The organism is Mesorhizobium sp. (assembly GCF_024509055.1).
Classification (GTDB): domain Bacteria; phylum Pseudomonadota; class Alphaproteobacteria; order Rhizobiales; family Rhizobiaceae; genus Mesorhizobium.
The window spans coordinates 1-3510 of record NZ_JANINM010000174.1; the positions used below are offsets into that span (position 1 = coordinate 1).

At 61.7% G+C, this 3510-nt stretch carries 3 protein-coding genes; all 3 read right to left on the reverse strand.

Going from position 1 to position 3510, the window contains the following annotated elements; translation table 11 throughout:
* On the reverse strand, window positions 1-809 hold an 809-nt coding region (locus Q0L57_RS08285; protein WP_296740996.1), incomplete at its 3' end, for an ABC transporter permease subunit.
* Complete coding sequence (locus Q0L57_RS08290) at window positions 809-1816, reverse strand: ABC transporter permease subunit (RefSeq protein ID WP_296740999.1); 1008 nt, start codon at window positions 1814-1816, stop codon at window positions 809-811. The genes Q0L57_RS08290 and Q0L57_RS08285, both read right to left, overlap by 1 nt.
* A gap of 52 nt (window positions 1817-1868) precedes the next feature.
* Window positions 1869-3467: an ABC transporter substrate-binding protein gene (locus Q0L57_RS08295; RefSeq protein ID WP_296741000.1), complete on the reverse strand. Its 1599-nt coding sequence runs from the start codon at window positions 3465-3467 to the stop codon at window positions 1869-1871.
* Window positions 3468-3510 lie beyond the last annotated feature (43 nt).

The following is a 3510-nucleotide window of genomic DNA, read 5'->3' on the forward strand; positions in this document are numbered from 1 at the left end:
ACCCACCAGGCGCGCAGGATGAATTCGCGCGCCGAGGCAAGCATGGTGCCCCATTCCGGCGTCGGCGGCTGGGCGCCGAGACCGAGGAAGCCGAGCGCCGCCGCCTCGAGGATGGCATTGGAGAAGGACAGCGTGCCCTGGACGATCAGCGGCGCCAGGCAGTTGGGCAGAATGGTGCGGAGCATCAGCCTGAGGTGTCCGGCACCAGCGACTTTTGCCGCCACGACATATTCGCGGCTTTTCTCGGCCATCACGGCGGCGCGCACCAGGCGAGCAAAATGCGGCTGCAGGACGAGCGCGATCGCCAGCATGGCGTTGAACAGGCCGGGCCCGAGGATGGTGACAAGCACCAGCGCCAGGAGCAGCGACGGGAAGGCCAGGATCAGGTCCATGACGCGCATGATCGCGACATCGACCCAGCCGCGGAAATAGCCCGCCAGCAGGCCGAGCGTGATGCCGCCGGTCAGCGCCAGCGTGACCACGACCGCGCCGATCAGCAGCGAGAAACGCGCGCCGTAGAGCAGGCGCGAGAGGATGTCGCGGCCAACCGGATCGGTGCCGAGCAGATATTGCGTCGAGCCGCCTTGCTGCCAGGCAGGAGGCCTGAGGAACGCGGTCTTGTCCTGGATATCGGGCGCATAAGGCGCAAGCAACGGGGCGAACAGCGCGGCGAGCACGAGGATGATGAAGACGAACAGGCCGATGACGGCGCCGCGGTTCACCGAGAAATAGTGCCAGAAGGTCCTGAGGCCGGTGAGGCGATCAGGGTTGCCGGCAGCCATGGGGGCGGTTTGGGTCGACTGGCTCATCAGGCTGCCCTGATGCGCGGGTTGATGACGGCATAAAGCACGTCGACGATGAGGTTCACGGCCATGACGATGAGTGCGATCAAAAGCAGACCCGACTGCACGACGACATAATCGCGCTTGAAGATGGAATCCACCATCCACTTGCCGATGCCCGGCCAGGCGAAGATGGTTTCGGTAAGGATGGCGCCTGCAAGCAGCGTGCCGACCTGCAGGCCGATCGTGGTGACGACCGGGATCAGCGCGTTGCGCAAGGCATGCACGCCGATGACCCTGGCCGCGGAAAGGCCCTTGGCACGGGCGGTGCGGACATAGTCCTCGCCAAGCACCTCAAGCATAGCCGAGCGCGTCTGGCGCGCGATCACCGCGAGCGGAATGGTGCCGAGCACGATCGATGGCAGGATGAGATGGCTGAGCGCCGAGCGCAGCGCGTCCCATTTGCCATAGATGATGCTGTCGATTGTCATAAAGCCGGTGATCGGCTTGAAGAAGAACTGCAACCCTATTCGGCCCGAAACCGGCGTCCAGCCGAGATAGCCGGAAAAGAAGATGATGAGCAGCAGGCCCCACCAGAAGATCGGCATGGAATAGCCGACGAGCGCGGTGCCCATCAGCGACTGGTCGAACCATGAGCCGCGCTTGACGGCCGCGACTATGCCGGCCGGGATGCCGATGAGCATGGCAAAGACCATGGCGAAGAAGGAAAGCTCCAGCGTCGCCGGGAAGAGTGTCTTGAACTCCTCAATGACCGGGCGCTTGGACGAAATGGAAACGCCGAAATCGCCCGTGGCGACCTCACCGACATAGCGCGCGTATTGCTCCCAGATCGGCAGATTGAAGCCGAACTGTTCCTTGAGCTCCTCGTAGCGGGCGGGGGCGACGCCATGCTCGCCCGCCATGGCGAGGATCGGGTCGCCGGGCAGTAGCCGCACGAAGGCGAAAGCGCAGATTGTGATGCCGACCAAGGTCGGGATCAGGAGGGCGATTTTGTTTAGAAGATATCTGAGCATCGTTCAAAAGGAATGGGGCGGCGTTGGAATTCGCGCCGCCCCGTTCGCAATATTACTCGGACTTGTCAACGCCGTCGAAGCGGTGAATGCCGAGAGGATCCATCTTATACCCGGTTACGTTGTTGCGAACGACCGAATACACCTGGCTGTGGGCCAGCAGGAAAGCGGGCGCTTCCTTTGCAAACACCACCTGCGCCTGTTCATAGAGCTTGGCGCGTTCAGCCTGGTCGCTGGTCTTCTTGGCCTTCTGGATCAGGTCCTCGAAGTCCTTGTCGCACCAGCTGGAGTAGTTCGACACCCCGATTGCCGAGCAGGCGAAGAGGGTAGCGAAGAAGTTGTCCGGATCGCCATTGTCGCCGGTCCAGCCGATCTGGAAGGCGCCTGGGCGGTCCTTCTTCTTTCCTTCGCTGCGATACTTCGTCCATTCGTAGTTGACGATCTCGGCCTTGACCCCGACCTTGGCCCAATCGGCCTGGATCAGTTCGGCCGCGCGCTGGAAGTTCGGGTTGTAAGGACGAACCCGATCCGACGCCCATAGCTGGATTTCCTTGAGGCCTGCGTCAGCCAGCACCTTCTTGGCCGCTTCCGGATTATAGGCATCGACCTTCACGTCCTTGTTCCACGACCACATGGTCGGCGGGATAAGGTTCTCGGCGGGCGTAGCGCCAGCATCCTGGAAGAGCGACTTGATCAGCGCTTCCCGGTCGATCGCCTGGTTGAGCGCATGACGAACCTCCGGCTTGTCCATCGGCGGAATCGTCGTGTTGTAGCTCATGTAGCCGATGTTCAGGCCGGCCTGATCGAGGAGCGTGACGTCCTTGTTGGCCTTGATCGTGGCAAGGTCAGCCGGGTTCGGATAGGGAGCGACGTCGCATTCGCCGGCCAGCACCTTCTGGATGCGGGCGGTCGCGTCTGGCGTGATGGCGAAGACCAGGTCGTCGATCTTCTCCTTGCCCTTGAAGTAGTCGGGGTTCGCTGCGTAGCGGATGACCGAATCCAGCTGGTAGTCAACGAACTGGAACGGGCCCGTGCCGATCGGCTTGGTCGAGAAGTCGGCCATCTTGCCGGATTTCTCGAGCTGGTCGGCATATTCCTTCGACACGATCGAGGCGAAGTCCATGCCAAGGTTGGCCAGCATCGGCGCGTTCGGCTCGGTCAGCGTCAGCTTGACGGTGAGGTCGTCGACCTTTTCCCACTTGGCGACATATTTCGGCATGTCCATGCCGGTGTAGTAGTCCCAGGTCAGGTTCGGCAGATACTTGTCGCCGTTCCACGGGTTCTGCTTGTTGAACTGGCGGTCGAAGGAGAAGACGACGTCATCGGCGTTGAGGTCGCGCGTCGGCTTGAAATAGTCGGTGGTCTGGAATTTCACGCCCGGATGCAGGTGGAAAGTATAGACCAGGCCATCATCGGAAATTTCCCACTTGTCGGCAAGGCCAGGCTCGAGCTCGGTGCCGCCATGCTTGAATTCGACCAGGCGCGAGTAGACGGTGCGCGACGAGGCGTCGAAATCGTTACCGCCGGTCGTCGTACCCGGGTCGAAATTGGCCGGCGACGCCTCGGAGCAATAGACTAGCGTCTTTGCATTGGCCATGCCACCCAGGACGCTTGCAGCCAGCAGCGCGGCTGCAAAAGTCATTGTCTTTTTCATTGAGCACTCCCTGATGTTCTCCCAAGCCCCTCTATCAGGCTCG

Coding starts and splice junctions, on each gene's coding strand:
- Q0L57_RS08290 (WP_296740999.1), bottom strand. CDS start 1,816: ATGCTCAGATATCTTCTAAACAAAATCGCCCTCCTGATCCCGACCTTG.
- Q0L57_RS08295 (WP_296741000.1), bottom strand. CDS start 3,467: ATGAAAAAGACAATGACTTTTGCAGCCGCGCTGCTGGCTGCAAGCGTC.